Genomic DNA, 25461 nt, shown 5'->3' with positions numbered 1-25461 from the left:
TTACCTCCTATGGCTGAACGCTTTCAGGTTAGGGGTATCAGGGCACCTTCGGTCTGATCTCCTCGATCACCCACTGGGCATAGTCGAGATATTCGGCGACACCGCTGACGGCGGGCAGCGGCACGGCGCTGACGGTGACGCCTTGCTCCGCCAGCCAACACAACCGGTCGACGATTTCCTGGGCGCTCATGCCGGACCGGGCATCGGGATCCTCACGCACGGCATGCGCCTCGCCGACCCGTCTGGTCGCCATGCCGTGCACGACATCGAAGTCACGTTCGCCGTATTCCGGCTGCGACTTGATGAACGCGATCCGCTCGGCCAGCTTTTCCGGAGGGGTGAGAAACGACCACCACCCGGTGGCATACTTCGCCGCGCGTCGGAGCGCCCCGTCCGCATCCCCGCCGATCCACACCGGAAGGTGCGGTTTCTGAATCGGTTTGGGTTCGACGGCGATGTTGTCGAAGGACACGTACTGGCCGTCGAACCGCGGGTTCTCACTGGTCCAGAGCTCGATGATGGCCGCCAGGTACTCGTCGGCAATCCGTCCCCGTTCGTGAAAGGGAACGCCGAGTAGCTCGAATTCCCGTTGCAGCCAACCGACTCCGAATGTGACCATCATCCGCCCACTGCTCATCCAGTCGGCCGTGGCCAGTGACTTGGCGAGGATGAGCGGATGCTGGAGCGGCAGCACCGTGATGCAGGAGTTGAGCCGTATCCGTGAGGTGGCTCCCGCAAGGTAGGCCTGTGCGACGGTGGACTGCAGATAGTGCGGCCCGGACAACTCGACGTGTTCACGCGGGATGGCGAAATGCTCGGGCACGGCGATCATGTCGTAGCCCAGCTCGTCGGCCCGCTTCGCCATCCGGGTCTGATCGGCGCCGGTGACTTCGGCTTCCCACGGCTGCATCGTCGCTTTGAGTCGCAGCATGTGGGGCAGGTTGAAGATGAATTTCACCCGGGCTCCGTTCCGTCTTGGATGCGTCAGCGTACAGAACTCTACATATATAGAGACTCTGTGCGGTAGGTTGTCGGGAATCAAGCCGAACCACAGGAGAGCTCGCCGACGATGACATTGCAATTCGATCTGTCGCACCGGCGGGTGTTGATCACCGGTGCCGGCCAGGGTGTCGGCCGGGGTCTGGCCGAGGCGTTCATCGCGGCCGGGGCCACGGTATTGGTCAACGACCTCCGCCCGGACCGCGCCGAGGAAACCGCCGCTTCGTTGCGTGAGGCGGGAGGCGATGCGGTGGCCGTACCGTTCGACGTCACCGACTACGACGCCGTCACGCAGTCGATCGAAAAGGCCGGGCCCGTCGACATCCTGGTGAACAATGCCGGGAATGCCGGAGCCGAGGGATTTGCCGCCCGGATGCCGTTCGCCGAAACGTCACCCGGAGACTGGAACCCCTTCCTGCAGGTGAATCTGTACGGCGTGCTGCATTGCACGCGTGCGGTGCTGCCGACGATGGTGGAGGGGAAGTGGGGCCGGGTCGTCACGATCGTCTCGGACGCCGGCCGGACCGGGGACGCCAGCGGCGCGGTCTATGCGGCGGCCAAGGCCGGTGCCGCGGGCCTGACGCGGTCGATCGCGCTGGAGAACGGCCGCCACGGCATCACCGCCAACAACATCGCGCTGGGCACCATGCGCACACCGCTCACGGAACCGTTGTGGGCCGAGATGGGCGACTCCCCGCAGGCCAAGGCGATCCTGTCGCGCTACCCGATCCGCAGGCCCGGCATGCCCGAGGATGTCGCCTACCTGGCGGTGCTGCTGGCCAGTGACCACGGCTCGTGGATCACCGGCCAGACGCTACCGGTCAACGGCGGCTACTCCTTCGCGATGTGAGGTGGCCGGGGCCGCGGCGACGATCGCGGTGATGATGGCGTGGAGTTCCTCGTCGGAGTTGATGGTGCGGTCGCCGCGGGCGAGGGCCAGCATCAGGCCGCTGATGAAAGTCAGTAGTACATAAGCCTTTTCGTCGATCAATGCCGGATCGGTATCGGCCCGGCAGAGACCCGCCACCACGTTGCGGTGCAGTTCGAAGAACCGCTGCTGATTGTGGCTGAACGCTTCGGCCAGACCGGCATCGCGGCTCGAGGGCATGACCAGCTCGTAGCGGGCCTTGCTGCGGACCAGGCGCGCCCCGGTACCCGATCGGATCACCAGCCGGGCCAGGCCGCGCACGTCGCCATGGGTACCCGAGCCGGTGGCCGCGGTGAGATCGGCCAGGTCGAGATCGGCGATGCGGTTGGCCGTCGCCCGTACCAATGCCGCGCTGGTGCGAAAGTAGAACGACGTGGTCCCCTCGGCGACCCCCGCCTTGCGGTCGACCTTGAGGTGCGTGACGCCCTTGATGCCCTCGCGGGCCAGCAGACTGATTGCCGCGTCGCACAATTCGCGTCGCCGCTGTTCGGGGTTCTGTTTGCCCGCCACGCTGTACCTATCGGCGGGCCGGCGCGGCGACGTGCTCGGGCCGTACTCCGGTGCCGACCAGGTACGCCGGAATCGCGGTGAGTTGGGGGAACTTGCGGACGATGTTCAGCAGCGCGCCCGGTGGGGCGATCTCGGCGCCTGCCATCACCGGCGCCAGCACCTGACGATGCAGGATGCGTTGGAAGCCCTGGGTGAGCGTGGTCGGCAGGCTGCGTTGACGCTGGACGGCGGCCAGGTCGGATTCGCTGACCCGATGCTCGCGAAGCGGCTGGTACAGCAGGCGTGCGGCGGCCGCGGCATCCTGGATCGCGACGTTGATTCCGACCCCGCCCACGGGCGACATGGCATGCGCGGCATCGCCGATACACAGCAGGCCGTCGCGGTGCCACCGCTCCAGCCGGTTGAGTTGAACGTCGAGACACTTGACGTCGTCCCAGGAGGCGAGCGTGGCCGTATCGGCTTCGGGGATCAGCTCGGCGAGCTCGGCCCGGAAGGCGTCGAGGCCGCGGGCCCGCAGCCCCGCGTCGCTGCCCTTCGGGATCAGGTAGGCCACCTGGAAGTAGCCGGAGCGGGGAATCATGATCAACGCCCGGCCGGGTGCGGTGCGCGGGATCAGCGAGTACTGGCCATCCTCGGTGCGCGGCAAGCGGAACCACCACACGTCGAAGGGCACCGGATAGTCCCGGGTGCTCAGCCCGGCTTCCCGCCGGACCAGCGATGTGCGTCCGTCGCAGGCGACGGTGAGATCGGCACGCAGTTCACCGTCCCCGTCGGGCCCGGTGTAGCGCACCCCGACGATGCGGTCACCGTCGCGCAGCAGCCCGATCACCTCGGTCCGCATCCGCAGGGTGAAGTTGGGTTCGCTGCGGCCCGCATCGGCCAGCAGGTCGAGGAAGTCCCACTGCGGCACCATCGCCACGTAAGGGTGCGGTTGGCGCAGCCGACGGAAGTCGATGAGCGTCACCGGGTCACCGTCGACACCGAACTCGGCCTTCTCCACCTTGCTGTAGCCGAGCTTGTCGAACTCGCCGAAGAGTCCCAGCTCGTCGAGCATGCGCATGGTGCTCGGATGCACGGTGTCCCCACGGAAATCGCGCAGGAAGTCTGCGTGCTTCTCCATGACGGTGACCGCCACCCCGCACCGGGCCAGGATCAGTCCGAGCATCATCCCGGCGGGCCCGCCGCCCACGATCGCGCAGTCTGTCGCTTCTGGGCCGGGAGCGTCAGACATGTGCGAGTCCGTTCAACGCGTCGGGTAGCGGTTCGGTGTGCAGCACGCCGAGGCGCTGCGTCGCGCGGGTGAGGGCGACATACAACTCGGCGGCGCCGCGGTCGCCGTCGGCCAGGATGCGTGCGGGTTCCACCACGAGCACGGCGTCGAACTCCAGCCCCTTGGTTTCCGACGGAGCCACCGCGCCGGGTACCTCGGGCGGACCGATCACCACGCTGGTGCCTTCCCGGGCGGCTTCCTCCCGCACGAATTCCTCGACAGCCGAGGGAATTTCGTTGACGGTAAGTTGGCGCGACCAGGGCTGCACCCCGCAGGACCGGACGGACTCCGGTGCTTGGACCCCGGGCGCGAACTCGGCCAACAGCGCCCCGGCCACCGCCATGATCTCGGCTGGGGTCCGGTAGTTGACCGACAGGGTCCGGTAGATCCACCGGCCCGGCACATACGGTTCGAGCATCGCGTCCCAGGACCGGGCCCCGGCAGCCGAGCGGCGTTGGGCCAGATCCCCGACCACCGTGAAGGACCGGCGTGGGCAACGACGCATCAACACCCGCCAGTCCATCTCGGACAATTCCTGGGCTTCGTCGACCACAACATGACCGTAGGTCCAATCCCGGTCGGCCGCAGCGCGTTCGGCGAGTTCCCGGGTGTCGCGCTCGACGAACCGGTCGGCCAGGTCCTCGGCGTCGATCAGGTCGCTGGCCAGCAGGTGATCCTCGTCGTCCATCAGATCCTCGCGGGCGATCATCAGGTCGAGCACACCCGCGGCGTAGGCGGCTTCCTCGCGCCGTTCGCGTTCCGCGGCTTCGTCGGCCGCCTTGTCCCGGCCCAGCAAGTCGACCAGCTCGTCGAGCAGGGGTATGTCGGATACGGTCCAGGCGCTGCCGTCGGTGCGGAACAACCGAGGGTCGGCACCGGCTGCGGACAACCGTTCGGTCGACGAATACAGCGGGGCCAGCAAGGTCTCCGGGGTCAGGATCGGCCACAGCCGGTCGAGCGCGGCCGCGAAGGCGGCGTTGTCGTCGAGTTCGCTGACCACACTGGCCCGCAGTTCCTCCCACGCCGCCTTGTCCTGACGGCTCAACCACCCCTTGCCGATACGCGCGACCGCGCGTTCGGTGAGGACATAGGTGACGATGTCGCGGAACGTCGCACGGGCCTCGTTGTGCGGCAGCCCGGTTTCGCGGGCCTCCTCTATGGCCCACTGTGCGGTTTCGGCGTCGATGCGCACGGTGACGTCGGGGAGCTCGATCAGGATCGGCTCGTCGGGGACCTCCTGGCGGCCGGCCACCGCGGCGGCCAGCACGTCGAGGATCGTGAGCGCGCCCTTGATCGCAGCCACCTCGGGTGCATCCTCGGCGGTGACCTGCAGACCGTGCACCAGGTCACCGGGCGTCATGAACACCGCATCGGACTCGCCCAACGAGGGCAGCACCCGGCCGATGTGATGCAGGAACGCCTCATTTGGTCCGACCACGAGAACACCGTGACGCTCGATCCGTTCCCGGTGGGTGTACAGCAGGTAGGCCACTCGGTGCAGCGCCACAACGGTCTTGCCGGTGCCCGGGCCGCCCTCGACCACCAGCACGCCGGTGTGCTCGTTGCGGATGACCTCGTCCTGTTCGGCCTGGATCGTCGCGACGATGTCGCGCATGCCCTCACCGCGCGGCGCGTTCACCGCGGCCAGCAGCGCCGCATCACCTTCGTCGCCCTCGGCGGGCCGGCCCAGCACCTCGTCGGTGAAATCGAGCAGGCGGCGGCCCAGCGTGCGGAACTGGCGGCGCCGGCGCATGTTCTCCGGGTGGGCGCCCGTTGCGGTGTAGAACGGCCGGGCCAACGGGGCCCGCCAGTCCAGCAGCAGCGGCTCGTAGTCGTCCTCACGGTCGAAGATGCCTAGGCGGCCGACGTAGAGATGTTCTCCGGCAACGGTTTCCAGCCGTCCGAAGCACAGACCGTTGTCGGCCACGTCGAGCCGGGCGGCCTCCTTGGCCAGCGCCCGCACCTCGGCGTCGCGTTCCACCGCAGAGCCGCCGTGCTCGCGCAGGGCAGTGCGGTAGCGGTCACGCACCCGGATGCGCTCGGCGTCCAGGCGGGTGTAAAGCCCGTCGATGTAGCTCTGTTCGGTCTGTACTTCGATGTCGTGCTGGTCGAGTGGCAGGTTCACCACAGTTCCCTCGCTTATCCGTGGTTGGTCCGGCCAGCGATTGTGCGCCATCACCGGGGCCTTGCCGCAAGGCCCCGGGGTCGCGATAAAATCAGGGTCAGCAAGCGCTCACCCCATCCGGCCTGCATCCACGATACGCAGCACCGCGGCACCCTCCTCGTCGCTGGCGGCCAGGTCCACTTCCACGTCGAAGCCCCAATCGTGATCTCCTGCGGGATCTTCGAGGATCTGTCGCACACGCCACACCTGCGGCTGCCGGTCGAAGATCAGCAACGCCGGGCCCCGCGCGTCGGCGCCGGTGCCCACCTGCGCGTGTTCGTCGAAGTACTCCTCGCCGATTTCGGCCCAGCGCTGCGCTGTCCACCCGGATGACGCGTCCAGTGCGCCGAGCTCGTCCCAGCGGGAGCGGGCGAACAACTCCACCCGCCGGAACAACGCATTGCGCACCATCGCGGTGAACGCCCGTTCGTTGCCTGTCAACGGCCGCGGCCGGGCGGGCACGGCTCGGATTTCTTGGACGGGTGCGCCGGACTCTTGGTCCGGACTCGTCAGCTGCTCCCACTCGTCGAGCAGACTGGAATCCACCTGGCGCACCAATTCGCCGAGCCACTCGACGATGTCGGCCAGCGCTTCGGTGCGGGCGGCCGCCGGTACTCCTGAGCGCAGCGCCTTGAAGGCATCGGACAGGTAGCGCAGCACGGCCCCTTCGGAGCGGGTCAACGAATAGACGCTGATGTACTCGCGGAAGGTCATGGCGCGCTCCCACATCTCGCGCACCACCGACTTGGGGGACAGATGCCCGTCGGCCGCCCACGGATTGGTCTGCCGGTACACCTCGTAGGTGTGTTCCAGCAGTTCGGCCAGCGGCTTCGGATAGGTGACCTCGTCGAGTAGTTCGATGCGTTCGTCGTATTCGATGCCTTCGGCCTTCATCGCCGCCACCGCCTCGCCCCTGGCCTTGTTCAGCTGGGCGGCCAGGATCTGGCGGGGATCCTCCAGGGTGGCCTCGATCACCGAAATGACATTCAAGGCATAGCTTGCCGGATCTTCTGGTTCGGGATCGAGTACCTCGACGGCGGCGAGTGCGAAGGTGGACAGTGGTTGGTTGAGCGCGAAATCCGGTGGCAGGTCGACGGTGAGCCGGTAGCGCCTCCCGTCCGGCTCCGGCTCGGGAAGTCGCTCCACCACGCCGGCCTGCAGGAGCGAGCGGGCGATGCCGACCGCCTCCCGGATGTGCCGAAGTTGACGTTTGCGTGGTTCGTGATTGTCGGTGAGCAGGCGACGCATCGCGGCGAACGGGTCGCCGGGGCGGTCGACGACATCGAGGATCATCGCTGTCGATACCCGCATATTGCTGGTCAAGGCTTCGGGGGCGGCGTCGATCAGCCGGTTCATGGTGGCCTCACCCCACGGCACCATTCCCTCAGGGGCCTTGCGCCGTACCAGCTTTCGACGCTTCTTCGGGTCGTCGGCGACCTTGGCGAACTGTTTGAGGTTCTCCACCTCGTGGTCGGGCGCCTGTACGACGACGGTGCCCGCGGTGTCGTATCCGGCGCGTCCGGCCCGCCCGGCGATCTGGTGGAATTCGCGGGCGTTGAGCAACCGCATCCGGGTGCCGTCGTATTTGGACAACGCCGAGAACACGACCGTGCGGATCGGCACGTTGATGCCGACGCCGAGAGTGTCGGTACCGCAGATCACCTTGAGCAGTCCGGCCTGGGCCAGCTGTTCCACCAGCCGGCGGTACTTGGGCAGCATGCCGGCGTGGTGGACGCCGATGCCGTGCCGCACCAGCCGCGACAAAGTGGTCCCGAATGTCGTGGAAAAACGGAACTGGCCAATGTGTTCGGCGATCGCGGCCTTCTCCTCTTTGGTGCTGACGTTGACGCTCATCAGCGCCTGAGCCCGCTCCAGCGCCGAAGCCTGGGTGAAGTGCACGACGTAGATCGGCGCCTGTTTGGTGTCGAGCAGGTCGGCGATGGTCTCGTGCATCGCTGTGGTGGCGTACGAGTAGAACAGCGGCACCGGCCGTTCGGCACCGGCCACCAGTGCCGTCTCCCGCCCGGTGCGCCGGGTCAGGTCCTTGCGCAGGAATTCGACGTCACCCAGCGTCGCCGACATCAGCAGGAACTGGGCCTTGGGAAGCTCGAGCAGCGGCACCTGCCACGCCCAGCCGCGATCCGGGTCGCCGTAGAAGTGGAACTCGTCCATCACCACCAGACCGATGTCAGCATCGGCGCCCTCGCGCAGCGCGAGATTGGCCAGGATCTCGGCGGTGCAGGCGATGATCGGCGCGTCGGCGTTGACCGACGCGTCCCCCGTGAGCATGCCGACGTTGTCGGCCCCGAACACGTCGCACAGCGCGAAGAACTTCTCACTGACCAGCGCCTTGATCGGCGCGGTGTAGAAACTGACCCGGTCCGCGGCGAGCGCCGCATAGATCGCCCCGGTGGCCACCAGGGACTTGCCCGATCCGGTCGGCGTCGCCAGGATCACGTTCGCCCCGCTGACCAGTTCGATCAGCGCCTCCTCCTGCGCCGGGTACAGCGCAGTGCCGTTGGCCTCGGCCCAGCCGGCGAAGTCGGTGAACAGGGTGTCGGCATCCTCGCCCTTGGCGCGCAGCGCCGACAGGTCGCCCGGATCGTCGAGCAGGGGAGTGGTCATATTGATGACCAGCGTGCCAGTTGGCCTGCACCGCCGATCGCGCAGGCAGGCGAGACCGCCGCTATCCGAACTGGCCGGGCTGGTAGTCGCCGGCCGGCTGCTGCACGATCACGTTCAGGCGGTTGACGGTGTTCATGAAGGCGATCAGGCAGACGAGCGCGACCAGTTGGTTCTCGTCGTAGTGTTTGACCGCATTCGCCCACACCTCGTCGCTGACCCCGCCCGCCGCATCGGCGATGCGGGTGCCCTGTTCGGTCAGCTCGAGGGCCGCGCGTTCGGCTTCGGTGAACACGGTCGCCTCCCGCCATGCCGCGACCAGGTGGAGGCGCTGCTGGGTCTCCCCGGCGAGCACGGCGTCCTTGGTGTGCATGTCGGTGCAGAATGCGCAGCCATTGATCTGGCTGGCGCGTAGCGCCACCAGTTGCTGAGTTGCCTCGGGGAGCGCCGAGTCCGTGATCACCTTGCCTGCCGAGGTGACGTACTTGAGCATCTTGGCGGCGGTCGGGTTCTCGAAGAGGTTCAAACGAGCATCCATGGTGCACTCCTAATCGATCGATCTATGGTGTCTACCCACTCAAGACACCGCGGCTCGACGGAATGTGACATGCGGCGATAATCATCGGGTGCCGATGCCGTCCACTGTCGAGGTTGTTCTGCTGGTCGTTGTCGTCGTGCTGTTCGCGGCGTTCGTCACGTTCCTGGTGTTGTTCATCGTGAGCCGGCGGCAGCTGACGAATGCTCGGCGTGAGATCGAGCGCATGCGGTCAGAGGATGAGGACCGCCGGCGCAGGCGCCGTCGCGGTGTGGCGCCCTTTGCGATCAAGACGGTGTTTCAGACCGCGGACATGCTGATCAACAAGGGGCTGGGCGCTACCGTGCGCAACTCCATCGAGGATCTGGCCGGATGGGCTCAAGTGGAGCGCCCGGACCTCGCCCGGCTCACCGCCGATGGGCGGGTGGTCATCGTGTTCTCCGACATCGAAGGCTCGACCGAGTACAACGCGGCGATGGGTGACCGGGCCTGGGTGAAGCTGCTGGAGAAGCACAACAAGCTGGTGCAAGCGCGGGTCGACAAACACGGTGGCCACGTGGTCAAGACCCAGGGTGACGGGTTCATGATCGCGTTCGCCGACCCGGAGAATGCCGTGCGGTTCGCCACGGATGTGCAGCGTGCGCTGGCCGAGAGCCCACAGCGGTGGCAGGCGATCAGGGTGCGGATCGGCGTGCACATGGGTACGTCGGTGCGCCGCGGCGACGACTTGTTCGGGCTCGATGTCGCGATGGCCGCCCGGGTTGCCGGTCAGGCCGACGGCGGCGAGATCCTGGTCAGCGAGCCGGTGGAAGAAGCGGTCAAACATCTCGATGACGTCCGGCTGGGTGCGCCCCGCGAAGTCGAACTCAAGGGTCTTCCCGGGACCCATCGGCTCTACCCGGTTGTCAGCGCCGAGCAGCCGGCGCTGGAGGCGGCGGTTGGACGTGACGCGTGACCCATTGCGCGGCCAGCTTGATCAGCCCTGACTTCGGATAGCTGACGTGCGCATTCCAGTCCCGGCCCAGCGAACAGATGGGGTCGTTCGTATTGCACAGGTCCGCGGTCCTGGCGCCGAAGTCCGGGCTCATCCGGGTCAGCGGCTGGCCGAGCCGCGCTGACGGGTTGCCGAATACCACCACCGACGCGACGCGCGGGACAACCGCGGCGGGCAACGGGGCTGTGTAGCCGAGGCCGGCGATCGGCGAGGTGGCCACGACGTCGACGACAGCCGCGCCCTGCGAGTAGCCGCCCATCACGATCTTGGTCTTGGGGCATCGTGCCGCGGTGGCCTGGACGCGCTTGCTCATATCGCTGGCCCCGGCCGCGGCCTTCATGAAATCCCACGACGCGGGGTACTGCACCGCGTAGGTGCCGATCGTCGAACCTTTGACCATGGGACGCAGCGTGTCGACGAACGCCTTGCCGACGTTGCCGATGCCGGCGGGCTCGTCCGTGCCGCGGGCGAACACGACCTCAATGTCAGGACAGTCCGGCGCGGCCGAAGCAACTGGCGTCGAGATCGTGCCCACCGCGGCGGCCGCAGTCACAGCTGCGATGCCCGCGAGGGCCGAAGTCTTGACACCCACCAGTCACTTCTACCACTGTTTTAACACCGATGCCCAGGTATATCAGGTCGGGGTAACGGGTATCACCTAGCGGTGACCAGCCCACTTCTCGACCAACTCCTGCATATCGAACGCGCCGGGTGGGATTCGCTGTGCGAGTCGACCGGCGCCGACTTCTACGGCGATCTGATGCTGCGTGACGCCGTCATGGTCCTCGCCAACGGCATGGTGATGGACCGCAACACCGTCGTGAGCGCGCTGGCGCAGTCCCCGCCGTGGCGCGCGTACGAGATCAGCGGAGTGCGGCTGATCGCCGTGGACGACGACAATGCGGTTCTGGTTTACGTCGGCACGGCCTACCGCGATGGAGACGAGCCCGCGTTCGTCGGCGCCATGTCCAGCGTCTACCACCGGGTCGACGGGGCCTGGAAGCTCGCGCTGTATCAGCAGACGCGCAAGGCGGAACAGTAGGCAGCGTCACCTCGCCGGTCGCATCGCCCGCGCCCCGCATATGGTCGAGCGGTGACGATCGCCTACGACGAAGCCCTGCGGGAACGCATCGGGGCGCATCTGGAGGGGCACGCGCGCCGCGCCGTGACCGATCCGACGAAGCGACACGCGGCCGTCGCGGTGGTGCTGGTCGACTCCGAACTCGGTGAGGACCGGGTGGACCCGGCTCCCGTCGACGAGTGGATCGGGGGCCGGCCGATGCCGGAACCCGGTCTCGACGGACGCATGGTGGATGTTTCAGGTGGCGCCGCTTTCCTGTTGTGTCGCAGGACATCTCGGCTGTCGTCACACGCCGCGCAATGGGCGCTTCCCGGTGGCCGGCTGGACCCGGGGGAGACCGCGGTGGAGGCGGCGCTGCGGGAACTGGACGAGGAGGTCGGCGTAAACCTCCCGGACTCGGCGGTGCTGGGCCTGCTCGACGACTATCCGACCCGCTCCGGGTACGTCATCACCCCGGTGGTGATCTGGGGTGGCGGTCGGCTGGATCTGCATCCGTCGCCCGATGAGGTGGTGGCGGCGTACCGGGTGGGGCTGCATCAACTGCAGCGTGAGGACTCGCCCCGGTTCATCACCATTCCGGAGAGTCCGCGTCCGGTGGTGCAGATCCCGTTGGGCAACGACCTGATCCACGCCCCGACCGGTGCGGTGCTGTTGCAGTTGCGGTGGCTGGCCCTGGAGGGCCGCACCGATCCGGTCGATGAACTCGAACAGCCGGTCTTCGCCTGGAAGTAGGGACTCAGGCCTCGTGGCCGGGCTTGAGATCGGCCACGTCGGTGAGATTCACCCAGGGCCGAGGCTCGTCCGGGGCTTGGCCCGCGATCGGATTCAGCAGATACCCGACGTGGTCACCGAGGTCGACACGATCGAGGATCGCGCCCACGAACCACGCCGGTGCGGCATCGAGGATCGGCGTCGCTGCGGGCCCTTCATGCCAGCTGCACCGGGCGAACTTGTCGATCGCGTCGCCCGTCTGCCCACCGAACCAGCGGGCAAGGTCCAACTCGTCGGAGGCCAGCAGGTGCACGCCCAGGTGATCGGCTGTTTCCGCCGCGGCGAACGTGTGGTTCTGCTTCGAAATCCCGACCAGGAATCGCGGTGGATCGATACTTGCCTGCGTGGTGAATCCGACCAGACAGCCAGCCGGTCCAACCGAGGACGGCGCCGTCACGATGAACATCGGATAGTCGAGCAGCCCGACGAATCCGTCGAAACCTTCCCAGCTCTGCGCCACCAGACCATTGTCGGTCACCGGCGGGTTTAAGGGCTGCGAGTCCGGCGCCCGCGCCGGACCGTTGCCGTCGCGGGTGGACTCGGGGGTGGCGGTGCGGCAGGCGGTTTCAGCCGCTGAAACGACTGCAGGATTCGTTCCCGGTCACCACCGAGGCCGACGAGGAGATTGGTGATGTGCGGCGCGAGCACCCGCGAGACGCCGCTGCCGTCGGTGCCGAAGACGCCGATGATCTCGGCCAGCACATAACCGTGCATCATGGTCCAGATCTGGGCGGCGACAGCCACCGGATCGCCCTCGTCGATGGCCCCGGCGTCCATGCAACGCCTTACGAAGCGGGGGATCTGGGCGTACACCGAGTTGATCTCGGACAGCGCCGCCGGGTTGCCGTCGACCGTGATGTCGCGGCCGATCGGCAGGGCGATCGCCGGTGAGGTGATCCCGAACATCAGCCGGTACCGCTGCGGATAGGTGAGTGCGTACTCCCGGTAGGCCAGTCCGGAGGCGAGGAGGTCGGCCACCGGATCGTCGCTGTCGGGGTGCCGGTCCAGGTGTTTGCCGAAGCGGACGTAGGACTCGCGCACGAGCGCCTCGTACAGGCCCGGCATGCCGTCGAAATGTGTGTAGACCGCCATCGTGGAGGCGCCGATCCGTTTGGCCAGCATGCGTGCGTTGAGTGCCTCGGGCCCGCTCTCCTCGAGGACCTGCAGGCTCTCCTCGATCAGGCTTTCGCGAATTCCCATGGTCGCCATCGTCCTGGACATGCTGCCATAACAATGTTATACCTGCCAATAACATTGTTATGGAGGGTGGGAAGCGATGTTGAAGTCCGTTGCACGCGCGGCGAGCAGGTACGCCCTGTTGGTCATCGCGGCCTGGCTGTTGCTCGCCGGCGTCGGCAACATCGCGGTGCCTCAGCTCGAACACGTCGTGAAAGACCAGTCCCGGGCGTTCTTTCCGGCCGATTCCGGTGCCACCCGGGCAGCCCAGCGGATGGGCACCCTGTTCGGGGATTCGGACAGCAACAACATCGCCTATGTCGTCCTCGATGCCGACCGGCCGCTGGGGGAGCCCGACCGCGGCTACTACCGGGCCCTCGCCGACCGGCTGCGGATGGACACCCCAGGCGTCGAATCGGTGATGGATCTGTGGGACGACCCCACCGCGGCAGCCGTATTCGAGAGCCGGGACCACCAGGCGGCCTATCTGATGGCAAGGCTGTCCGGACAACTGGGGAGCAGCACTGCCACCGAGGCGGTGTCCGCCCTGCGCGCGGCGGTCGCCGCGGCCCGTCCGCCGGAGGGGCTGCGCACGTACGTCACCGGGCCCGGAGCCAGCCTGGTGGACGAATTCGCGGCTCTGGACGCACAATTGGCGAGGATCACGGTGCTGACCGTCGGCATGATCGCCGCCCTGCTGTTGTGCGTGTACCGCTCGCCCATCACCGCGGCGGTCCCGCTGGCGTCGGTGGGGCTGTCGCTGGCGCTCGGGCGTCCGGTCGTCGCCCTGCTCGGCGAGCACGGCGTGATCGAGGTGTCGGTGTTCTCGGTGGCATTGATGTCGGCCATGGTGTTGGGCGCGGGGACCGACTACGGCATCTTCCTGCTGGGCCGCTACCACGAGAACCGGCGGGCCGGTCTGGCTCCGCCGGATGCGCTGGCCGACGCCTATCGCCGAGTGGCGCCGGTGATCGTCGGATCGTCCGCCACCATCGCCACGGCGCTGTTCTGCCTGACCTTCGCCAAGGTGAATTTCCTGCGCAGCGCCGGGATACCCAGTGGCATCGGCATTCTCGCGGCGATGCTGGGCGCGCTGACATTGACCCCGGCCATGATCGGCTGGTTCAGCCGGCGTGGATGGGTGGAGCCGCGGGCAGCGCGGATCAACCGTCGATGGCGCCGGATCGGCACCGGGGTCGCCCGATGGCCGGGCCCTGTTCTGGTGGTTGCCGTCGGAACCCTGATCGTCTGCGCGGTTCCGTTGTTCGGTGCCGAGGTCAGCTTCGCGGAGCTGAGCGCACAACCCGCCACCACCGACTCCAGCCGCGGATACCAGGCGGTGCACGGAAGGTTTCCGGACAACAGGCTGCTCCCCGAGATCGTCTCGATCCAGGCCGACCGTGATCTACGCACCCCGGCCGGGCTGATCACCATCGAGCGCGTCACCCGCAAGGTCCTCGAGGTGCGGGGAGTGCGCACGGTGCAGTCCGCCAGCCGGCCCGCCGGGACCCCGGTGCGGCAGGGCACCCTGACCTATCAGGCCGGCCAGATCGGCGAACAACTCGACAGCACAGCACAATCCGCGATCAACGGGATGAACTCCGTGGATACCGTCGCGGCGACGATCGGACAACTCGACGCCTCGTTGGACGGCATGCAACGCGGGCTGACCGGTGCGGTCGACGGGTTGAACCGGGTCGGGGCAGGTTCGCAGGACATCGGTGCGGGCATGACCGGACTGCGGGGCAACCTGCAGCAGGTGTCCGGATATGCCGATCCGCTACGCCAATTCGTCAACGGCAACCCCGATTGTGCGGCCAACCCGATCTGTGCCGCGGTGCAGAAGATCGTCACGCCCCTGGACGACGCGGTCAGCGCGACGGGCACGCTCGCCGGGGGCGCGGGTGCCCTCCAAGAAGGTGCCGCCGGCGCCACCGACTCACTCGACGGTGCGGCGAAGGGTGTGGCGACGATGCGCGCGGCGCTCGCCGAGCTGCGCGGCCTCACCTCCACCCTGCGCGCCAGCCTGGGCACTGTCGGGCCGCAGATGCAGCAGATGACCGGCTACCTGTCACAGCTCAGCACCGACTTCGACGGCAGTTCTGAGGGCGGGTTCTACCTGCCGCCAAGAACTTTCGACGATCCGCACTACCGCCGGGCGATGGAGATGATGTTCTCGCCCGACGGCCGTGCCACGCGGCTGCTGGTCTATGGCGACGGCGAATCCTGGGGCCGGGACGGCGCCGACCGCTCCGGTGCGATCCGCATCGCCGCCGCCGAAGCGCTCAAGGACACCCCGCTGGCCGTCAGTGGCGTCGTCGACCTCACCGGGGTGGGAACCGCTACCGCAGAACTCATCACGTACGTCGGACACGACTTCACGCTGCTCGTCATCGCCACGCTCGTGCTCATCTTCCTGATCGTGGCCGCCATGCTGCGCAGCCCCGTGGCCGGGATCGTGGTGCTGGCCACCGTCACGCTCTCCTACGCCTCGGCGCTGGGCGCCAGTGTTGCCATCTGGCAGTTTCTGTTCGGCCAACCCCTGCACTGGGCGGTCCCGGCCTTGGCGTTCATCGCCCTGGTCGCCGTCGGCGCGGACTACAACCTACTGCTGGCGATGCGGTTACGCGACGAGTCCGAGGCCGGAGTCCGGACCGCGACGATCCGCACGTTCGCCGGCACCGGCAGCGTGGTCACCGTCGCGGGGATCGTGTTCGGGCTGACCATGTTCGCGATGCTGGGCGCCAGCGTCGTGACGATCGCCCAGGTGGGGTCCACCATCGGCATCGGACTGCTCATCGACACCCTGCTGGTGCGGACCTTCGTGGTGCCGCCCATCGCGGTGCTGCTGGGCCGCTGGTTCTGGTGGCCGCGTCGGGCCATCACGTCGACGAGCCCGTCCCGGCGTGAATACCGCTCAGCAGACCGGTCATCTGTCCAACTTCGATGAGATAGCCGTCTGGATCGCGCATGTAGCAGCGCACTTCAGCCTTTCGATCGATGGGTGGGGTCAGAAACTCGGCACCTTTCGCGCTCCACTTGCGATAACAGGCTTGGATGTCGGCCACCCGGATGTTCAGGAAGCTGGTCGCGGTGTGCGGATCGGTCGGCGGTTGCAGGGTCACGTCCGGTTTGTCCGGCGTGGGACCGCCGCCGGGGTTCATGATCAGCCAACTGTTGGCCAGCTTGATGATGCACGGGTCTTCGGCCATCACCACCTCGCCACCGAGCACTTCGCTGTAGAAAGCTCGCGAGCGGGGCACATCGGAGACGGTGAGAAAGTGGGTCAGCAACACACCCGTCTCGGGGTTGGGCAGCCTGTCGTCGAGGTTCATCTCCGATTCCCTTCCGCCTGGTACGGATGATCTTGGATGGCAATGAGATCCAGGCTCTGATCGGCGAGTTCAGCAAGCGCGAGCGTGTTGTCGGCGCGGGGCGTGACGAACAGCCCGAACTGTAATGGACGGCGGTAGTCGGTCATCGTGTGAGCACCCTCCCGGCGTCGAGCTCAGCTATTCCGACGGTAGTCGCCGAGGTGTCCGCACGGAACCGTTCTGGGCCGCCGCACCGCTCACGCCGGCATGACTTCGGCAAAGTCTGGGTACATACGCCGGGGAGGGTGAATACGGGAAGGACGCATGACGGCACCGCGATTGCAGGTTGACCAGCGCGACGCCGCCGAAGCCCAGCGCATTGCGGGTGCGGTGACCTCGGCGTTCGCCACCCGGGTGGTGGGTCAGGACCACCTGCGCGAATCGATGTTGGTCGCGTTGCTCGCCGGGGGACACCTGCTCATCGAAAGTGTTCCCGGGCTGGCCAAGACCACTGCGGCGCGGGTGGTGGCCGAATCCATCGACGGCAGCTTCCGGCGCATCCAGTGCACACCGGACCTGTTGCCGAGCGACATCATCGGAACCCAGATCTACGAGGCCGCGCGCAACTCGTTCGCCACGCAGTTGGGCCCGGTGCACGCGAACATCGTGCTGCTCGACGAGATCAACCGCTCCAGCGCCAAGACCCAGAGCGCCATGCTCGAGGCGATGGAGGAACGTCAGACCACGATCGCCGGCGTCGAATATGCCATTCCCGAGCCGTTTCTGGTGATCGCCACCCAGAACCCCGTCGACCAGGAGGGCACCTATCCGCTCTCGGAGGCCCAGACCGACCGGTTCATGCTCAAGGAGATCGTGGGCTACCCCTCGGTCGAGGAGGAGGTCGAGATCGCCGCCCGCATGGACGCCGGGCTCTACGACCGGGATCACCGCGCGGCTCCGGTCGTCACGATCGATGACGTGCGCCGCGCCCAGGGCATCGTGCGGTCGGTCTATCTGGATCGCGCGCTCGTCGAGTACGCGGGCCGGCTCGTCGCCGTCACCCGCGAACCCGGACAGTACCTGCCGGCGAACCTGGCCCGCCTGATCGAGTACGGGGCCAGCCCGCGCGCCACTCTGGCCTTCTGCCGGACGGCCCGGGCGCTGGCCGTGCTGCGCGGCCGCGACCATGTCGTGCCCGACGACATCGCCCGGTTGGCGCATCGGGTGCTGCGGCACCGGCTGATCCTCGGATTCGAGGCGGCCACGGCCCGCGTCACCCCCGATGTCATCGTCGACGCGGTGTTGCGTGCGGTGCAGGTCCCGTGAGGCCCCGATGGGCAGGTATCTGGACTCCGCCAAGGCGTACGTCGGCCGCGACGCCGGCGGTCTGCTCGAAGGTGGCCGCTACGCCCTGGTACACACCCGCAGCCTGGAGTTCGACGAGCTCCGGCCTTACGTTCCCGGTGACGACGTTCGCGACATCGACTGGAAGGCCACGGCGCGCTCCGGGCACACCCTGATCAAACGGTTCGTCTCGGAGAAGCACCACAAGGTGCTCGTGGTCGCCGACGCCGGCCGGAACAGTTGCGCACTGGCCCCGTCCGGCGAGCTGAAAAGAACTGTGGCACTGAACATCATCGGCGGCGTCGGATTGATGACGCTGCCCCGGTCCGACGAGATCGCGATGGTGCTCGGTGACCACCGCGGCACCGTGGACATCCGGCTGCGCCGCGGCGAGACCCATATCGAGAGCATGCTGCACCGCTTCCACCACCACGCCGCAGATCACCCCGGCCCGAGCGACATCCTGGTTCAGCTCGAATGGGTGGCCCGCCACTACCGGCACCGGCTGTTGATCTTCGTGGTGTCCGACGAACCGGAGGTCACCGACCGACTGGCCGATGTGCTGCGCCCGCTCACCGCCCGACACGACGTGCTGTGGGCACTGGTCGGCGACATGCCCGCGGTGAGCGGGCACCGGGACAACGGCCGCAGTTACGAGATCGCGGACGGCCGCCCGATCCTGGCCGATCTGGACCGCGATGTCATCGCGGCCTACCTGGACGCCGAAGCACAACGGCGCGAGCAGCTTTCCGAGTTCCTGATCAGGCAGCGGATACCGCACGCCCGGATTCCCGGCAGCCTGCGGATCAGGGCGGCCTTGACGGCGATGACCGGGATGTACGCCCGTGCCGGATGACCTGCTGCGCCATGTGATCGGTCCGACGCCCTACTCGCCGGTGTGGCTGTGGACCGCGATCGGCCTGATCCTGCTGCTCTGCGCCTGGTATGCGGCAGTCGTGGTACTGACATCGCAGCGCCGTGCGGTGCGCGACCTGCCCGTCGTCGGCGCCGCACGGGCGGAACTGCTGCGCCGCCGATCGGTCCGGGCGGTCCGTCGCATCGGGAATCGTTATCGCGCAGGTGATTTGAGCGCAGCGGGCACCGGCGCCGCGCTGAGCCGGGAACTCCGTGCTTTCCTGCACGCGGCCACCGGCCTGCAGGCCCAGTACATGCAGGTCGACGCCATCGCGGAAAGCTCGGCTGCACCGGCCGCGCCGATTCTGGCCGAGCTCACCGACATTCAGTTCAACCATCGTTCGGCGCTCGATGCCGGTACGGCCAGCGACGCCGCCGAGGAGTTGATCCGCGGATGGACCTGATCTGGTGGGTAGTGGTGATCGCCGGTTGCCTCGCACTCGCCGGGTGCGTGGCCCTGGCCCTGCTGCTGAGACAACCCACGGACCCGGACCGGCTCAGACCACTGGCCAATACCGGGCGGCTCACCCGGCTGCCCTCCTACGTGCGGAGCGCGCGGCTGCGGACCATCGCCGCCGTGGTTGCCATGGTGCTGTTGACGGCCGCTTTCGCAGGTTCTGTTCTGGCTGCCGCGCGTCCCACCGGGCTTCCGTCGTGGCCCCGCACCACCCAGGTGGCGACACCGGAGGACATCATGGTGTGCATCGGCGGCCCGGTGACCGACCCTGCGGTCACCGCCACATTGAATTACTTCGCCGGTCGGGCCGGCTCCTTCGGGACCGATCGGATCGGGCTGACCTCGGCCAACCGTCGCGTCATCCCGCTCACTCGGGACTATCAGTACGCCGCAGCGCAATTCGCGGAAGTCGGCCGGCAGGAAGGTGCCCGGCCGTTGGTCGCAGCGGTGTCCTATGTCGATTACACCGCCGGCGTCCAGGACGTGCTGGCAATGTGTCTGACCGGCTTCCCGTCCTTCGAGGAGAAGTCCGCACAGCGACGTTCGCTGATCTACGTAGGTCCCGAGTCCCTGCCCGGATCGACCGGATCCGCCCCGCTGTTCACCGAGGACAGGCTCCGTGACCTCGCGGTGACGGCAGGTGTTCAGGTCAACGCGATCACGTCCGGATCCGGCGAGGGGGCGGTAGCGGAGCTGACTCGCAGCACCGGCGGGCGATGGTTTTCTGATTCAGCCGATGCCGCCGCACATCTGACGCAGATCCGGGACCATCCGCCGCAGGCCGGGACGACCGGCGACACCGCGGACGTCATCTCCGCCGAAACCCCGGCGGTGCCCGTGTTGCTGGCATTGCTGGCGTTGGCAGTCCTGTGGTGGTGGCCTGTGGTGGTGCGCCGATGAGCCTTCATCCGGTTCTGCCGGCGTTGCTGTTCGCAGTGCTCGCGGTGGTGCTCGTCGCGGCGCGGGGGATGACCTTCGGGCGGGTCAGGGCGCGAGGTGGTGGCTGGGCGGCGGTGTGGCGCTGGTCGTCGGTGACGGCGGCCGGGGTGCTCCTGCTGATGGCCGCGCTCGGACCCACTGTGGGCGGGAGCCACGACACGGTGCCCCGGCCGGCCGGTGACCGGGACCCCAACATCTTTGTGCTCCTGGACCGTTCGCCGGAGATGTCGCAACCTGGTGCCGATGGACGCTCTCGGATGGCGGCGGCCCGCGACGATGTCGCGGCGCTGATCGAACGGTATCCCGACGCCCGCTTCGCGGTGATCGGGTTCGCCGGCCGTCCGTCCGTGGTGTGGCCGCTGTCCGCCGATACCTGGAGCTTGCGGCCGGTGGTGGCCGCTACCGATGCGTACCCGGCGACACCGGATTCCAACGTCGGTGCGGCCGCCAGCGTGCTGCGCTACCAGCTGATCAGTGCGGTGCAGCAGTTCCCGAGAGCCCAGAACCTGGTGTTCTATCTCGGCGCCGGTGCGCCCGAATCTCAAGCACCGCAACGGCAATTCGAGCTGCCCGAGGACGCCGTGGACGGCGGCGCGGTCCTGGGCTACGGAAACGCCGGTACGCCGGCGCTGCGCGGCGTCGCCGAACAGATCGGGGTGCCGTTCGTGCCGCGTACCGGCGCGACACCGCTGGAGGTTGCACTGCCCGCCGACAAGACGCCGAGCCGGAGCCCCGTCGCTGCCCCGGACCGCGCTGCCATCGAGCTGTACTGGGTTTTCGCCGGGTCCGCAGCGCTGCTCATATTGATCGAGCTCTATGTGGTCCTGCGGGGATTCCGCCGCCTGAAGTCGATCGATCTGGGGTCCGGGCCATGAACCGGTTGCGTCGCAGGCTGCTGCTGTACTCGGCCCCGGTGGTGCTCATAGTCCTGATCGCCGTCGTCAAACTGCTGTCGGTCGTGGTGATCGGCCACTCGGCGGCAGCCGATTTCGCCGACCGCGACACCGAGGCGATGGCAGGCGACGTGGCCAGGCTGCAGGTACTGAACATCGTCGAACCGGGCAAGGCGGACTATGCCGCGGGCGCTCTGGCTGTCCTCGAGAACCGGCTCGATGACGCCGACCGCCATTTCAGCGTGGCGATGGATAGGCATGAGGCCGGTGAAACATGTTCGGCCAGGGTGAACCTCGAACTCGTACGCGAGACTCTCGGTGATCGCGCCATCGCGGCGATGGATCCCGAAGGGGCACTGACCCGCTATCTGGCAGCGCGCGATGTGGTGGAGAAGGCTCCGGTGGGGTGCTTCGCGGGTAACACCGACCCGGACCCGGATCGGCGAACCATCCGCAACGAGGCGCTGGGACGGTTGAACAGCAAGATCGACGCCGCCGCCGCAATCTCGCCGCCACCGGTGTCCTCTCCACCCCCGGCCGCCCAGACACCGCCCCCGGCGATGGGGGGTACGTCCACCACGCAGCCGCGGAATCGGCTCGACCCGACCGTCGGCGATCCGGTGGACCGGCTGCAACAGATCCTGCGCGATGCCGCCACGGGTTAGATTCGGGTGAGTCGGGCTCGTTGAGCCCGGTCGACACGAAGGAATGAAATGGCTGTGGCGGACGGGCTGTCGGCGCGTGAGGCGAAGCGCCTGCAGACGCGTGAGCGGTTGATGGGCGCGGCGATCGCCGAGTTCAAGCGTGCCGGGATGGCGGAAGCGGACGTGGGCACGATCGTGACGGCGGCCGGCGTCGCGCACGGCACGTTCTTCTTCCATTTCCCCACCAAGGAGCATGTGCTGCTGGAACTCGAGCAGCGCGAAGAAGTCCGCATCGCCAAGCAGTACGCCCAGTTCCTCAAGAAACCGCACAGCTTGGAGGATGGGCTGCGCGAGTCGATGCGGCTGGTTGTCGGCCTGGAACGGCGGCTCGGCGGCGTCCTGTTCAAAGACTTTCTCGCCCTGCACTTCTCGCAGACGCGGCCCCCTGCGCCGGACAGTCAGGAGCACCCGGTGATCTCCGGGGTGGCGCGGGAGATCGAGTCGGCCCAGCAACAAGGTGAGGTCGCCGCCGACGTCAACCCGTGGAACAGCGCGGTCTTCTTCCTGCTCGGCTTCTACGCCCTGCTGATCACCACCAACGACTGGCCCACGCGCGATGCCCTGCTGGACGACTATGTGGTCAGGACCATGCGCAGCCTGATGCCTTAGTGGTCCTGGGCGGAATTGTGATGCGACGAGGTCGTTCCCGCCGCGGATTTCCACGTCCGGGTCGCGCCGGCGGCCGATCGGCAACCCAGCTGTAGAAACCGGCGCGAATACGCATACCCCGGGCCCCTGTCGAGCCGGCGAATCGTTGACTATAGCCAGTCAACAGTTCGAGACCGGCCTACAGGAGGACCCTTGAATCTGCCGACGATCAGATCGCGCGGCGCGGCTGCGGCCGGCCCGCGCGAGCAGTCGGTGGCCGACCACGACGAGCAGTCCCGGACTGCACAACGGCAGGCCGACAAGTGGCTGATCGTCGGATCGCTACTGATCGGCAGCGCCGTCCTCGGCATCATCGGGCTTCCTATTTTCCTGCGTGGCGTGTGGTTGCTCCGGCGTGCGCAGCGTGACGGACTCTCGGTGCGGCCGATGATGGTCACCCTGCTCGGCTACCTCGTCATCATCGACGCCGCGATCAATGCGATGGGTTGGTCGCTGGACCTGATCGGGAACCACTCCTTGCTGGCACGAGTGCTTCTGACCGGCTGGGGCAACATGTTTGACGCCGGCTACTTCTGGCACTTCAACGAGCTGTGGGTGGGCGGCGCCGGCGGGCCGGGGGAGAAGGCCTGGGAGGTCGCCCTCATCCTCACCGTCTTCACGATGCGGATTGCTACGGGCATCGGCTTCCTGCAGATGAAGCGCTGGGGGCAGCAGTGGATGATCGTCACCTGCTGGATGGGCGTGGTGATCTGGTGTGTCTATGTCTTCAACATGACGATGTTCGCCGATGTCCGCTATGCCGGGGTGATCTTCCCGGTGATCGGCTGGTGGCTCTACGACATCTTCTACATCACACCATTCCTGGCGATCCCGTACCTGCACACGGTCAACCGCGAAATCTTCACCGACTGAACAACTTCGAATGGAGCGCATTGTGTCGACATCTACCGAGACCGATCAGGACGCGGGCGAGGACCTACCCCCGGGCACCACCCCGTACTACGCGAACATACACAAATGGATCAAGCGGGCGGTGTTGGTGTGCCTGGTCGCCCTGGTGGTGGAGGGCGCTTCACGTTGCCGTTCATGGCCGTCTACTACGGCTATCCGACGCTGAGCATGACCCAAATCTGCAGCGAGCTGCTGAAGGTGCGCTACTCCGATGACACGCTGGAGTGCAAGCACCCCTACCCGATGTTCGGACCTCCCGAAGGTGCCGAGGGTAAGGACACCGCCCGCGATGAGTGGGGTGTGCAGCCGACATCGAAGTACGACCGGTTGGGGTTCCGCGAGTTGGTGCGCCGCTACGAGGAACGTCAGGCCCGTCAGGCCCAAGAGCCGGGCAAATAGATGCCCAAATCGCCTGCGTCCAAGTCAACTGAAGAGCACGCCCTCAACTGGGATCTGCGCCACGAGGACTTCAACGATCACGATCTGCTGTACGAAGTGTATTCGGTGATGCGCCAGCGGGCGCCGATCGCGCATACCGAGGCGCCCTTCTTTCCCACCGATGGTGCGTGGGTCGCGCTCGGCTATGACGAGTGCTATCGGATTGCGCAGGATTGGGAGCACTTCTCCAGCAACCCCACACCCGAGGGTGCCCGGCAGGCCGGCGGTGATCTGGTGATCACCCTCGACCCGCCGCGGCAACAAAAGTTCCGCAAGGTACTCAACCCGTATTTCTCCCCGGCGCGGATGAAGGCGCTGACGCTGCAGATCCGGGCCGAAACCGATCTGCTGATCGACGCGTGCATCGAACAGGGGCGGGGGGATCTTGCCAAGATCGCTTGGCAGCAACCCGGCATCGTGTTCTTCAAATATCTGCTCGGCATGCCCGTCGGTGACGTCCCGTTGTGCCTCGAGTTGGTCGACACCGCCCTCAACGGTGCCGTCGAGCAGGACCGGATGCTGGCCTGGGGCCGGCTGTATCAGCATCTGCACGATGCGGTATCGGCCCGCAGCGCCGAACCTCCGCGCGATGACATGATCGACGTGCTGCTGCGCGCCGAGATCGACGGTGAACCGTTGCCGTTCAATGACATTGTCGCCAACGCCATCCTGCTGGTCCAGGCCGGTCTCGAAACAACGGCCGGCGCAATGTCTTTCGCATTCCACTACCTGGCCACCCACCCTGGCGAGCGTGACCGGCTGATCTCCGAACCGGAGATCCTGCCGAAGGCCGTCGAGGAGTTCGTCCGGTTCGCCGGATCGATCCACGGCCTGCCCCGCACGGTGGCGAAGGACGTGGAACTGAGCGGGCAGCGGTTCTGCCCGGGCGAGGCCGTTGTCCTCAACTACGCCGCGGCGAACCGGGACGCCACCCAGTTCCCCGAGCCGGACCGCTGCGTGCTGGACCGCTCGGCCAACCGCCACCTCGGTTTCGGGGCCGGAGTGCACCGGTGCCTCGGTTCCAACCTCGCTCGTCTGGAGTTCGCCGTCGGCCTCGAGCAGGTACTGACCCGGATGCCCGATGTCGCCGTGGATCCCAGCGCCACCGTGGTGTTCCACGGTAATTCCGTGACGCGGGGCTACCGTCGGGTCCCGGTCGTGTTCTCCCCGGGAGAACCGGTTGTATTGCGGGGACCTAACGATTCGGCGCTGTCTCGGGGCTGACGCCCCCGTAAGCAGCAAAGCCGTGGTTCAGTGGTAACCGATGTCTGGTGCCTTGTCCCCGCGTCGCTGTCTCACCGCTGCGGTGACGGCGGGTGTCACGTTGCTCGCGGTGGGTAGTCCGTCGGCTTCGGCCGCCCCGGCCAGTGATGGCCGTGGGTATGTCGACTCCACGGCGCGGTGTGCCAGTGCGGAGGCGACCGTGTTGTTCGGCAGCACCGACGCCTCCAGGGTGGCGATCTGTTCGGTGTCGGGCGGCACGTACGAGTACCGCGGTGTCCGACTGCGCGACGGCGCCAAACTGATCGTGCCCGCGAAGCGCAACGACGACGGTGCGTTCCGGGTGGAGAACGCCGGGATCGAATACCTGGTGACGGCGAAGTCGCTGGTGCTCAGTGCGGGGGAAAAAGTGATCCGCGAGGAGGCGATGATCGACTTCCACCGCCCGGGTTCGCCGGCGGCGCAGGATTCGGCGAAGTCTCCCGGTGCGGCGCCCGCTCCGGCAACCGCGTCGCCCACGCCCACGACGCCGTTGCCGCCGCCGCTGGCTGCCGAAGTCGGTGGCGGCAGCACTCGTCGCTGAACCGCTGAGCAGCGCACTTGCCCGCGGAGTTGAGGGCAACTGA

General features: G+C 67.2%; 26 protein-coding genes and 1 pseudogene. 16 read left to right on the top strand and 11 right to left on the bottom strand.

Going from position 1 to position 25461, the window contains the following annotated elements:
• Window positions 1-37: 37 nt before the first annotated feature.
• Window positions 38-958: a TIGR03619 family F420-dependent LLM class oxidoreductase gene (locus tag ACZYZF_RS03600; protein WP_463743489.1), complete on the bottom strand. Its 921-nt coding sequence runs from the start codon at window positions 956-958 to the stop codon at window positions 38-40.
• 111 nt (window positions 959-1069) lie between these two features.
• Between ACZYZF_RS03600 and ACZYZF_RS03595 the strand changes: the two genes are divergently transcribed.
• On the top strand, window positions 1070-1849 hold the full coding sequence (locus tag ACZYZF_RS03595) for an SDR family NAD(P)-dependent oxidoreductase (RefSeq protein WP_463834547.1): 780 nt from the start codon (window positions 1070-1072) through the stop codon (window positions 1847-1849).
• Here the strand turns inward: ACZYZF_RS03595 and ACZYZF_RS03590 are convergent.
• From ACZYZF_RS03590 to ACZYZF_RS03570, 5 genes are all read right to left on the bottom strand, one after another.
• Entirely contained in the window at window positions 1814-2437 is a 624-nt protein-coding gene (locus ACZYZF_RS03590) for a TetR/AcrR family transcriptional regulator (RefSeq protein WP_463743491.1), read from the bottom strand. The genes ACZYZF_RS03595 and ACZYZF_RS03590 overlap by 36 nt on opposite strands.
• A gap of 7 nt (window positions 2438-2444) precedes the next feature.
• Window positions 2445-3668 (bottom strand): FAD-dependent oxidoreductase, encoded by a 1224-nt coding sequence (locus ACZYZF_RS03585; RefSeq protein ID WP_463834546.1) that lies wholly within the window; start codon window positions 3666-3668, stop codon window positions 2445-2447.
• Window positions 3661-5826, bottom strand: coding sequence for an RNA polymerase recycling motor ATPase HelR (helR, locus tag ACZYZF_RS03580; RefSeq protein WP_463744153.1), 2166 nt, complete (start codon window positions 5824-5826; stop codon window positions 3661-3663). The genes ACZYZF_RS03585 and helR overlap by 8 nt, the downstream gene beginning before the upstream one ends.
• Before the next feature lie 114 nt (window positions 5827-5940).
• A complete protein-coding gene (locus ACZYZF_RS03575; RefSeq protein WP_463743493.1) occupies window positions 5941-8496 on the bottom strand; it encodes a DEAD/DEAH box helicase in 2556 nt (851 codons plus the stop codon).
• 61 nt (window positions 8497-8557) lie between these two features.
• Window positions 8558-9031, bottom strand: a complete 474-nt coding sequence (locus ACZYZF_RS03570) for a carboxymuconolactone decarboxylase family protein (RefSeq protein ID WP_463834545.1) — start codon at window positions 9029-9031, stop codon at window positions 8558-8560.
• Window positions 9032-9125: 94 nt separating this feature from the next.
• Between ACZYZF_RS03570 and ACZYZF_RS03565 the strand changes: the two genes are divergently transcribed.
• The gene (locus ACZYZF_RS03565) at window positions 9126-9983 is read left to right on the top strand and encodes an adenylate/guanylate cyclase domain-containing protein (RefSeq protein ID WP_463744154.1); all 858 of its coding nucleotides are present in this window, start codon (window positions 9126-9128) and stop codon (window positions 9981-9983) included.
• Here the strand turns inward: ACZYZF_RS03565 and ACZYZF_RS03560 are convergent.
• Window positions 9934-10575, bottom strand: a complete 642-nt coding sequence (locus ACZYZF_RS03560; protein ID WP_463744155.1) for a cutinase family protein — start codon at window positions 10573-10575, stop codon at window positions 9934-9936. The two genes, ACZYZF_RS03565 and ACZYZF_RS03560, sit on opposite strands and share 50 nt — an antisense overlap.
• A gap of 111 nt (window positions 10576-10686) precedes the next feature.
• On the opposite strand from ACZYZF_RS03560, the gene ACZYZF_RS03555 reads away from it, so the two are divergent.
• Entirely contained in the window at window positions 10687-11064 is a 378-nt protein-coding gene (locus tag ACZYZF_RS03555; protein ID WP_463743495.1) for a nuclear transport factor 2 family protein, read from the top strand.
• A 51-nt stretch (window positions 11065-11115) separates the two neighbouring features.
• Window positions 11116-11835 (top strand): NUDIX hydrolase, encoded by a 720-nt coding sequence (locus tag ACZYZF_RS03550; protein ID WP_463743496.1) that lies wholly within the window; start codon window positions 11116-11118, stop codon window positions 11833-11835.
• Between the two features lie 4 nt (window positions 11836-11839).
• Here ACZYZF_RS03550 and ACZYZF_RS03545 read toward each other — a convergent pair whose 3' ends face one another.
• Window positions 11840-12280, bottom strand: coding sequence for a flavin reductase family protein (locus ACZYZF_RS03545; RefSeq protein ID WP_463835127.1), 441 nt, complete (start codon window positions 12278-12280; stop codon window positions 11840-11842).
• A gap of 80 nt (window positions 12281-12360) precedes the next feature.
• The gene (locus ACZYZF_RS03540; protein WP_463834543.1) at window positions 12361-13095 is read right to left on the bottom strand and encodes a TetR/AcrR family transcriptional regulator; all 735 of its coding nucleotides are present in this window, start codon (window positions 13093-13095) and stop codon (window positions 12361-12363) included.
• Between the two features lie 55 nt (window positions 13096-13150).
• Here ACZYZF_RS03540 and ACZYZF_RS03535 point away from each other — a divergent pair, with 55 nt between their 5' ends.
• On the top strand, window positions 13151-16000 hold the full coding sequence (locus ACZYZF_RS03535; RefSeq protein WP_463834542.1) for an MMPL/RND family transporter: 2850 nt from the start codon (window positions 13151-13153) through the stop codon (window positions 15998-16000).
• Here ACZYZF_RS03535 and ACZYZF_RS03530 read toward each other — a convergent pair.
• Together ACZYZF_RS03530 and ACZYZF_RS03525 are read right to left on the bottom strand one after the other, a co-directional pair.
• Entirely contained in the window at window positions 15933-16385 is a 453-nt protein-coding gene (locus ACZYZF_RS03530; protein WP_463834541.1) for a VOC family protein, read from the bottom strand. The two genes, ACZYZF_RS03535 and ACZYZF_RS03530, sit on opposite strands and share 68 nt — an antisense overlap.
• A complete protein-coding gene (locus ACZYZF_RS03525) occupies window positions 16382-16531 on the bottom strand; it encodes a hypothetical protein (protein WP_463834540.1) in 150 nt (49 codons plus the stop codon). Before ACZYZF_RS03525 ends, ACZYZF_RS03530 begins: the two co-directional genes overlap by 4 nt.
• A gap of 157 nt (window positions 16532-16688) precedes the next feature.
• On the opposite strand from ACZYZF_RS03525, the gene ACZYZF_RS03520 reads away from it, so the two are divergent.
• The 11 genes and pseudogenes from ACZYZF_RS03520 (at window position 16689) to ACZYZF_RS03470 (ending at window position 25418) form a co-directional block, all read left to right on the top strand.
• The gene (locus ACZYZF_RS03520) at window positions 16689-17690 is read left to right on the top strand and encodes an AAA family ATPase (protein ID WP_463834539.1); all 1002 of its coding nucleotides are present in this window, start codon (window positions 16689-16691) and stop codon (window positions 17688-17690) included.
• Between the two features lie 7 nt (window positions 17691-17697).
• The gene (locus ACZYZF_RS03515; protein WP_463834537.1) at window positions 17698-18564 is read left to right on the top strand and encodes a DUF58 domain-containing protein; all 867 of its coding nucleotides are present in this window, start codon (window positions 17698-17700) and stop codon (window positions 18562-18564) included.
• Window positions 18554-19027: a hypothetical protein gene (locus ACZYZF_RS03510; RefSeq protein WP_463834535.1), complete on the top strand. Its 474-nt coding sequence runs from the start codon at window positions 18554-18556 to the stop codon at window positions 19025-19027. The genes ACZYZF_RS03515 and ACZYZF_RS03510 overlap by 11 nt, the downstream gene beginning before the upstream one ends.
• A complete protein-coding gene (locus ACZYZF_RS03505) occupies window positions 19018-19980 on the top strand; it encodes a hypothetical protein (protein WP_463834534.1) in 963 nt (320 codons plus the stop codon). Before ACZYZF_RS03510 ends, ACZYZF_RS03505 begins: the two co-directional genes overlap by 10 nt.
• On the top strand, window positions 19977-20894 hold the full coding sequence (locus ACZYZF_RS03500; protein ID WP_463834533.1) for a VWA domain-containing protein: 918 nt from the start codon (window positions 19977-19979) through the stop codon (window positions 20892-20894). The genes ACZYZF_RS03505 and ACZYZF_RS03500 overlap by 4 nt, the downstream gene beginning before the upstream one ends.
• A complete protein-coding gene (locus ACZYZF_RS03495) occupies window positions 20891-21577 on the top strand; it encodes a hypothetical protein (RefSeq protein ID WP_463743506.1) in 687 nt (228 codons plus the stop codon). The genes ACZYZF_RS03500 and ACZYZF_RS03495 overlap by 4 nt, the downstream gene beginning before the upstream one ends.
• Before the next feature lie 48 nt (window positions 21578-21625).
• Window positions 21626-22225 carry a TetR/AcrR family transcriptional regulator gene (locus ACZYZF_RS03490; RefSeq protein WP_463743507.1) on the top strand — a complete coding sequence of 200 codons (600 nt, stop codon included), beginning with the start codon at window positions 21626-21628 and terminating at the stop codon, window positions 22223-22225.
• A gap of 192 nt (window positions 22226-22417) precedes the next feature.
• Window positions 22418-23137 carry a hypothetical protein gene (locus tag ACZYZF_RS03485; RefSeq protein WP_463743508.1) on the top strand — a complete coding sequence of 240 codons (720 nt, stop codon included), beginning with the start codon at window positions 22418-22420 and terminating at the stop codon, window positions 23135-23137.
• Window positions 23138-23147: 10 nt separating this feature from the next.
• Window positions 23148-23575 (top strand): annotated as a pseudogene (locus tag ACZYZF_RS03480) (hypothetical protein).
• The gene (locus tag ACZYZF_RS03475) at window positions 23576-24838 is read left to right on the top strand and encodes a cytochrome P450 (RefSeq protein WP_463834532.1); all 1263 of its coding nucleotides are present in this window, start codon (window positions 23576-23578) and stop codon (window positions 24836-24838) included.
• A gap of 40 nt (window positions 24839-24878) precedes the next feature.
• Window positions 24879-25418, top strand: coding sequence for a hypothetical protein (locus tag ACZYZF_RS03470; protein ID WP_463743509.1), 540 nt, complete (start codon window positions 24879-24881; stop codon window positions 25416-25418).
• Window positions 25419-25461 lie beyond the last annotated feature (43 nt).

This window comes from Mycobacterium sp. IDUB_24, assembly GCF_055419385.1.
The sequence above is the reverse complement of the archived record's forward strand: the minus strand, read 5'-3'. Positions and strand labels throughout refer to the sequence as shown.

Excerpts from the sequence above, each read along its gene's own strand:
- ACZYZF_RS03520 (WP_463834539.1), top strand. The coding sequence starts at position 16,689 with ATGACGGCACCGCGATTGCAGGTTGACCAGCGCGACGCCGCCGAAGCC.
- ACZYZF_RS03540 (WP_463834543.1), bottom strand. The coding sequence starts at position 13,095 with ATGTCCAGGACGATGGCGACCATGGGAATTCGCGAAAGCCTGATCGAG.
- ACZYZF_RS03530 (WP_463834541.1), bottom strand. The coding sequence starts at position 16,385 with ATGAACCTCGACGACAGGCTGCCCAACCCCGAGACGGGTGTGTTGCTG.
- ACZYZF_RS03500 (WP_463834533.1), top strand. The coding sequence starts at position 19,977 with ATGAGCCTTCATCCGGTTCTGCCGGCGTTGCTGTTCGCAGTGCTCGCG.
- ACZYZF_RS03515 (WP_463834537.1), top strand. The coding sequence starts at position 17,698 with ATGGGCAGGTATCTGGACTCCGCCAAGGCGTACGTCGGCCGCGACGCC.
- ACZYZF_RS03575 (WP_463743493.1), bottom strand. The coding sequence starts at position 8,496 with ATGACCACTCCCCTGCTCGACGATCCGGGCGACCTGTCGGCGCTGCGC.
- ACZYZF_RS03595 (WP_463834547.1), top strand. The coding sequence starts at position 1,070 with ATGACATTGCAATTCGATCTGTCGCACCGGCGGGTGTTGATCACCGGT.
- ACZYZF_RS03470 (WP_463743509.1), top strand. The coding sequence starts at position 24,879 with ATGTCTGGTGCCTTGTCCCCGCGTCGCTGTCTCACCGCTGCGGTGACG.
- ACZYZF_RS03475 (WP_463834532.1), top strand. The coding sequence starts at position 23,576 with ATGCCCAAATCGCCTGCGTCCAAGTCAACTGAAGAGCACGCCCTCAAC.
- ACZYZF_RS03565 (WP_463744154.1), top strand. The coding sequence starts at position 9,126 with ATGCCGTCCACTGTCGAGGTTGTTCTGCTGGTCGTTGTCGTCGTGCTG.
- ACZYZF_RS03490 (WP_463743507.1), top strand. The coding sequence starts at position 21,626 with ATGGCTGTGGCGGACGGGCTGTCGGCGCGTGAGGCGAAGCGCCTGCAG.
- ACZYZF_RS03570 (WP_463834545.1), bottom strand. The coding sequence starts at position 9,031 with ATGGATGCTCGTTTGAACCTCTTCGAGAACCCGACCGCCGCCAAGATG.
- ACZYZF_RS03545 (WP_463835127.1), bottom strand. The coding sequence starts at position 12,280 with ATGTTCATCGTGACGGCGCCGTCCTCGGTTGGACCGGCTGGCTGTCTG.
- ACZYZF_RS03495 (WP_463743506.1), top strand. The coding sequence starts at position 20,891 with ATGAACCGGTTGCGTCGCAGGCTGCTGCTGTACTCGGCCCCGGTGGTG.
- ACZYZF_RS03585 (WP_463834546.1), bottom strand. The coding sequence starts at position 3,668 with ATGTCTGACGCTCCCGGCCCAGAAGCGACAGACTGCGCGATCGTGGGC.
- ACZYZF_RS03525 (WP_463834540.1), bottom strand. The coding sequence starts at position 16,531 with ATGACCGACTACCGCCGTCCATTACAGTTCGGGCTGTTCGTCACGCCC.
- ACZYZF_RS03535 (WP_463834542.1), top strand. The coding sequence starts at position 13,151 with ATGTTGAAGTCCGTTGCACGCGCGGCGAGCAGGTACGCCCTGTTGGTC.
- ACZYZF_RS03505 (WP_463834534.1), top strand. The coding sequence starts at position 19,018 with ATGGACCTGATCTGGTGGGTAGTGGTGATCGCCGGTTGCCTCGCACTC.